A 6,672-nucleotide genomic window follows, 5' to 3' on the forward strand; every position below is an offset into this window, starting at 1 on the left:
CATTGCCCGGAGCCGCGGCGTGCGCAGCGTCGTCAAATCGAAAAGCCTGACCACGGAAGAGATTCACTTGAATCATTTCCTGATCAACCAAGGCATAGAAACATTGGAAACCGATCTGGGCGAGTACATCGTCCAGCTGCTCGACCAAATTCCCTCGCATCTGACCGCGCCGGCGCTGCATTTGACGCGCCGGGACGTCGGCAGAATTTTCCATGAGAAATTGGGCGTACCGTACACGGAAGAGCCGACCGAGCTATTGGCAATTGCCCGTAGGAAACTGCGGGAAAAGTTTTTGGCTGCGGATATGGGTATCTCGGGCACAAATTTCGCCATTGCCGAAAGCGGATGCCTGGTGGTGCTGGAAAACGAAGCCAACGCGCGGCTGACTCTGACCATTCCGCGCATTCATGTCGCAGTGATGGGCCTCGAAAAGGTGATTCCCTCTTTGGATGATCTGCCGATTTTTCTCAAGCTGCTGCCGGTCAGCGCCACGGGACAGAAACAGACCGTTTACGTCAATTTCATCGACGGACCGTTGCGTCCCCGCAGCGGAGAAGGACCCAAAGAGGTGCATGTGGTCATCTTGGACAACGGCCGATCCCGCATTATGGCCGACCCGCAGCTGCGGGAGACGCTCTACTGCATTCGCTGCGGCGCCTGTCTGAACGTCTGCCCGATTTACCAACTTGTCGGCGGCCATGCCTACGGCTGGGTGTACATGGGTCCCATCGGCGCGACGCTAATCCCGCAATATTTGGGCGAACAGGAAGGGCGATACGCGCCGTACATCTCGAGCCTCTGCGGCGCCTGCCGCGAAATCTGTCCGGTCGGCATCGACATCCCGCATCATCTGCTCAAGCTGCGTCGACGCGTGGTTGCCGCAGGCCGAACGCCGAAACTCGAGCGCCTGATGCTCAAACTGTGGGCCTTTTTGGCGCAGCGGCCGTTGCTCTATCGCGCCGCCGCGCGGGTTCCGTCTTGGCTGCAAAAGCTGTATCCCAGGCCGTTTCCGGTTCCGGGCTATTTCAAAGAGCGGGCGATCGGTCGATTTGATACCAAGGGCTTTCGTCGACGGTTCTACGAATGGCGGGAAAAAAGTGAAAAGTAACAAGCAAAATAGTCCAATTGAGAATCAGCCGTCCACTAGTATCTCAGCCAGAGAAGCCATTCTACGCGCCGTCCAAAGTGCACTGCAGACCACTAAGGAGTCGGCCTTGCGTGCCAAAGCCGCCTGGGAGCCGCCGTCCGCCCCTGATTTTACCGGCGATGTGGAAGCCAAATGCAGACGCTTTATAGCTGAATTGACCGCGGTGAACGGCGAAGCAATCGAGGTCGGCGACTCGGCTGCATTAATTCAAGCCGCAGCAGATGTTTTAGAAAAGGAACATGAAACAACGCTTGCCGTCAGCGGCGGCGAGCTGGTCGAAAAAACGGCGCGGGCGCTGCAGGTCAAGGGCGTCAGGATCATTTCGCCATTGGAATCGGCAGATGAGCGTAAATCGATGTATGCTGGTGTGAAGGTTGGCCTCGTCGAAGCCGTCTATGGGGTAGCCGACACGGGAACGGTCGTCCTTTCGCCGCGGCTGCCGTCACAGTGGCCGGCGGTGCTGTCCGAAGTGCTGATCGTCATTCTGAAAAAATCCCGTCTGTTCGAGGATCATTTTGCCATGGTGCGCTTAGCCGATCGCCAAGAATACGCGGGCGTAGTTTGGATCACCGGTCCCAGCCGCACGGCCGACATCGAAAAAATACTCATCTTGGGCGCGCATGGGCCGCGCCGCTTGATTGTTCTTTTATATGACCAGGAGTAGACTCGTCGTTTCATTCGATTAATAGCGAGGTAGAACCATGAAATATCAGGATCGATTCGGCGTAAAAAAAAGTTTCGAGACCGGCAACGGTCGGGCATTTCTTTTCAGCTTGGAGGAATTGGAAAAGCGGGGCGGATTTAGCCTGTCGCGCATGCCGATCAGCATCCGCATTCTCCTCGAAGCGGTTCTGCGTCACTGCAACGGTTTCGATGTCCCCGAAGAGGCGGTCGTCAATTTGGCCAACTGGAAACCCGATGCGACGGGCTCCGGCGAGGTGCCGTTCAAACCGGCGCGGGTGCTGCTGCAGGATTTTACCGGCGTTCCGGCGGTGGTCGACTTGGCGGCCATGCGGTCGGCCATGGCGCGTCTGGGCGGCGATCCGAAAAAGATCGAGCCGCTCATTCCCTGCGACCTGGTCATCGATCACTCGGTGCAGACCGACTTTTACGGCCGACCTGATGCCCTGAAGAAAAATATGGAAATCGAGCTGCAGCGGAATTTGGAACGGTACGAGTTCCTGAAATGGGGCCAGCAGGCTTTCAAGTCGCTGCGCATTATTCCTCCCGGCGTCGGCATCATCCATCAGGTCAACTTGGAGTATCTGGCGCAGGGCGTTTTTCGCGACGGCGACGTGGTCTTTCCCGACAGCCTGGTGGGCACGGACTCTCACACCGTGATGATCAACGGGCTCGGCATTCTCGGCTGGGGTGTCGGCGGCATCGAGGCCGAGGCGGTCATGCTGGGGCAGCCGCTGTTCATGACGCCGCCGGCTGTGGTCGGCTTTCGACTCGTCGGCGAGCTGCAGCCGGGCGTAACCGCCACCGATCTGACGCTCACCGTAGTGCAGATGCTGCGCAAAAAGGGCGTTGTGGACAAATTTGTTGAGTTTTACGGTCCCGGCGTTGCCGCCATGAGTCTGCCTGACCGCGCCACCGTGGCCAATATGGCGCCCGAATACGGCGCCACCATGGGCTTTTTCCCGATCGACGAGCAGGCTCTGCTCTATCTGCGCCGCACCGGCCGACCGGAAGAGCTGGTCGATTTGGTGGAACGTTACGCCAAAGAGCAGGGACTCTTTCGCACCCAGGATTATGCGCCCGATTACTCGGATACCCTGGAGCTCGACCTGAGCACCGTCGAGCCTTCCGTAGCGGGACCCAAGCGGCCGCAGGATCGAACGCCGCTGACGCAGGTCAAGCGCTCGTTCGCCGCTTCCCTTACGGCGCCGATCAAAGAGCGCGGCTTCGAGCTGAGCAAAGAGGCCGTCCAGGCGACCGGCACGATTCGCATGAACGGCGTAGACTATCAAGTCGGACACGGATTTGTCGCCATTGCCTCCATCACCAGCTGCACGAACACCAGCAATCCCTCGGTCATGCTGGGGGCAGGCCTGTTGGCCAAGAAAGCCGTCGAGCGCGGCCTGCAGACGCCGCCTTTTGTCAAAACGAGTCTGGCGCCGGGTTCACGCGTGGTGACCGACTATCTCCAGCGCACCGGCCTGATGCCTTTTTTGGAGAAGCTCGGATTCTATGTGATCGGCTACGGCTGCGCCACCTGCATCGGCAACAGCGGACCGTTGCCGGAAGAGACGGCCAAGGTCATCGAAGAAAATCGATTGGTCGCCGTGGCCGTGCTCAGCGGCAACCGCAACTTTGAAGGCCGCGTGCATCCGTTGACGCGCGCCAACTATCTTGCGTCGCCGCCGCTGGTCGTTGCCTACGCCTTGGCGGGCAGAATCGACATAGACTTTGCCGCCGAGCCGCTGGGAAAGGACAAAGACGGCCGCCCGGTATTCTTGAAGGACATTTGGCCGACGCAGGATGAAATCGCGCAGCTGCTCGAGTCGGCATCGGATGCGCAAGCCTACCGGCGAACGTATGCCGATCTCAATGCCTTTAATCCGGCTTGGCGCGACATTCCCTCGCCGCAGGGCGACCTTTATCCCTGGCGCGACGAATCCACTTATATTCAGGAGCCGCCGTTCTTTCTCGACCTGAAGAAGGAGCCGGAGCCGATTCGTGAAATCCGCAACGCCCGTGCGTTGGCTCTTCTGGGTGATTCGGTGACCACCGATCACATTTCTCCGGCAGGCTCGATTCCCAAGAACAGCCCGGCCGCGCGCTATCTTTTGGAAAGAGGCGTTCAGCCGGCGGATTTCAATTCTTTCGGAGCGCGGCGCGGCAATGATCGGGTTATGGTGCGCGGCACTTTCGGCAACATCAGGCTGAAAAACCTCCTGGTGCCGGGCGTTGAGGGCGGCGTAACGATCCATTTGCCGGACGGCGAGCAGACGTCGATCTATGATGCGGCCATGCGCTATAAAGAAGAAGGAGTTCCGCTCATCATCCTGGCGGGCAAAGAGTACGGAACCGGCAGTTCGCGCGACTGGGCGGCAAAGGGCACGCTGCTGTTGGGAGTTCGCGCCGTCATTGCCGAAAGCTATGAGAGGATCCATCGCAGCAATTTGGTCGGCATGGGAGTTCTGCCGCTGCAGTATTTGAGCGGCGAGAATGCGGAAACGCTGGGATTGACGGGACGGGAAATCTTTACCATCGAAGCGGACGACGCCCTGCAACCGATGCAAAAAGTGCGCGTTCGGGCTGCAGGCGATGCAGGCGAAAAAATATTCGAGGTCATTGCGCGGCTCGATACGCCGGTGGATGTAGAGTATTATCGGCACGGCGGTATTCTCCCCTTCGTTTTGCGCCGCATGCTGGCCCAATAGATGAGGAAACCGACCAACCGGCGTAGTGAACTCGATAGAGAAGGCTAAAAATGAAGCCGCTGCTGTTTTGCTTGATGTTGTATCCTTGTCTGTTTTTGCGAGGCGACGAGTCGCCGGTCATTCGGGTGATGACCTTCAACATCCGCTACGGTACGGCTCCCGACGGAGAGCATCGATGGGAATTGCGCCGGCCTCTGGTCTTCGAGCTGCTGGAAGACCGTGCTCCGCACATCCTCGGCCTTCAGGAGGCACTGGACTTTCAGATCGACGAGCTGACGGCGCATTTTCCACAATATCGGGCTCTGGGGGTCGGCCGCGACGACGGCAAACGCAAAGGCGAGCATTCCGCCGTTTTGTATGACCGGCATCGGTTCGAAGCGGAGGAGAGCGGCACCTTTTGGTTTTCGGACACACCGGAGGTCCCGGGATCCAAAAGTTGGGGGAACGAGATCCCAAGAATCTGCACCTGGGCCAAGCTGCGCGATCGGCGGTGCGGCGCCGTCTTGTTTGTCTTCAACCTCCACCTCGATCATCAGTCGCAGAATTCGCGCGAGAAAAGCGTCGAACTTTTGCTTAAAAAAATCAACGAATATGCCGGCGACGAACCGGTCATTGTGCTCGGGGATTTCAACGCCGGTGAAGAAAATCCGGCAATAGAGAGACTGCTCAACGCGCGATCGCCTGAAGATGCGGTTCCATGGTTCCGCAACGCCTTTCGTCTGTGCCATCCTCACGAGAAAATGGTAGGCACATTCCACGGCTTCAGCGATCAGGCGGGCGAAGAGATGATCGATCATATCTTTGTTTCGAAAAGCTTTTCCGTAAAAACTGCCGAGATTGTCCGAGACCATCCGCCCGGCCGCTACGCTTCCGACCATTATCCGGTTACGGCAGAGCTGGAATTGAGTGATTGCAGTCATAAACCTGAAGGAGAGAAAAGATGAAACTCTGCAGGATACAGAAAATAATCTCGTTGGCGGTTTTATTGGCCGTCGGCGTCCATGCTGCAGAACGCCGCGATTTACAACTGCCCAAACTCGAGAATTATGTCATTCTCCCCTGCGATTTTCATTCACACACCGTCTTTTCGGACGGCGAAGTGTGGCCGTCGTTGCGCGTCAGAGAGGCCTGGCAGGACGGTCTTGCCGCCCTTGCGCTGACGGATCATTTGGAATACTTGCCTCATGACAAGGACATGCGGCTCGGCAACTGGGAACGAGCCTATGAGCTTGCTCTTCCCGCGGCAGAGCAGTACGGTTTGATTTTGATTAAAGGAGCAGAAATTACCCGCGCAATGCCGCCGGGGCATTTGAATGCGCTGTTTTTGAATCGCATCGAACCGCTGAACACTAAAAATTGGCGAGATGCGGTCAAGGCCGCTTTTATCCAAGGGGCATTTATTTTCTGGAACCATCCAGGTTGGACCGGCCAGCAGCCCGATGGTGTTGCGCGTTGGTATGATGAACATTCCGAGCTGTTGTCCGCGGGCATGCTGCACGGCATCGAAATCGTCAATGAAGATGAATACTATCCGGCGGTTCATCAATGGTGTCTGGAGAAAAATCTGACGATGCTGGGCAATTCGGATATTCACGGCACCACGGCTGAGCAGTACAATCGTCCGCCTGCCGATCACCGACCCATGACCTGGGTACTGGCGACAGAACGCTCGGCCGAAGCCGTTAAAAAGGCTCTCTTTGAACGGCGCACGGTCGTTTATTGGCGGGATCAGCTCATCGGCAGAGCCGATCATCTCGCTTCCATCTTTTCTGCCGCAGTGGTTCCGGAGACGTCGGTGCTCGAGCTGTCCCAAAAGGACCGCGTCCCGTTTCGACTGGTGAACACGACGGATCTTTCCTTTGAACTCACAGAGGGGGAGTGCAGCGTCGGGCTGACGGTTCCCAGATCGGTCTCGATCCCGCCGGGGAGCACGGTCATTTTGACCATACAAAAAGGTCAGGAAAAAGCGCTTCCTCAGGGGGCAGAGCTTTCCTATAAAGTCGCCAATTTGATAGTCGAGCCGGGAAAAGGGTTACCTATTAAGTGGAAAGTGCAGATTAAATAACCGCAATTTCTAAAGCAAAAAGCCCCGATCTTGGAGGATCGGGGCTTTTTTTTATTCTAAGCGGATGAATT

The 6,672-nt window shown here is 57.3% G+C and carries 5 protein-coding genes; all 5 read left to right on the plus strand.

What is annotated here, in order from left to right; all coding sequences use genetic code 11:
• Nucleotides 1-1,108, plus strand: a 1,108-nt coding sequence (locus ONB24_11175) for a lactate utilization protein (GenBank protein ID MDZ7316678.1), incomplete at its 5' end; no start/stop codon positions are given.
• Nucleotides 1,098-1,811 (plus strand): lactate utilization protein, encoded by a 714-nt coding sequence (locus tag ONB24_11180; protein MDZ7316679.1) that lies wholly within the window; start codon nt 1,098-1,100, stop codon nt 1,809-1,811. The genes ONB24_11175 and ONB24_11180, both read left to right, overlap by 11 nt.
• Before the next feature lie 37 nt (nt 1,812-1,848).
• Nucleotides 1,849-4,536, plus strand: a complete 2,688-nt coding sequence (gene acnA, locus ONB24_11185; protein MDZ7316680.1) for an aconitate hydratase AcnA — start codon at nt 1,849-1,851, stop codon at nt 4,534-4,536.
• Nucleotides 4,537-4,586: 50 nt separating this feature from the next.
• Nucleotides 4,587-5,480 (plus strand): endonuclease/exonuclease/phosphatase family protein, encoded by an 894-nt coding sequence (locus ONB24_11190; GenBank protein MDZ7316681.1) that lies wholly within the window; start codon nt 4,587-4,589, stop codon nt 5,478-5,480.
• Nucleotides 5,477-6,601 carry an Sb-PDE family phosphodiesterase gene (locus tag ONB24_11195; protein MDZ7316682.1) on the plus strand — a complete coding sequence of 375 codons (1,125 nt, stop codon included), beginning with the start codon at nt 5,477-5,479 and terminating at the stop codon, nt 6,599-6,601. Before ONB24_11190 ends, ONB24_11195 begins: the two co-directional genes overlap by 4 nt.
• Nucleotides 6,602-6,672 lie beyond the last annotated feature (71 nt).

Source organism: candidate division KSB1 bacterium (assembly GCA_034505495.1).
Classification (GTDB): domain Bacteria; phylum Zhuqueibacterota; class Zhuqueibacteria; order Residuimicrobiales; family Krinioviventaceae; genus Fontimicrobium_A.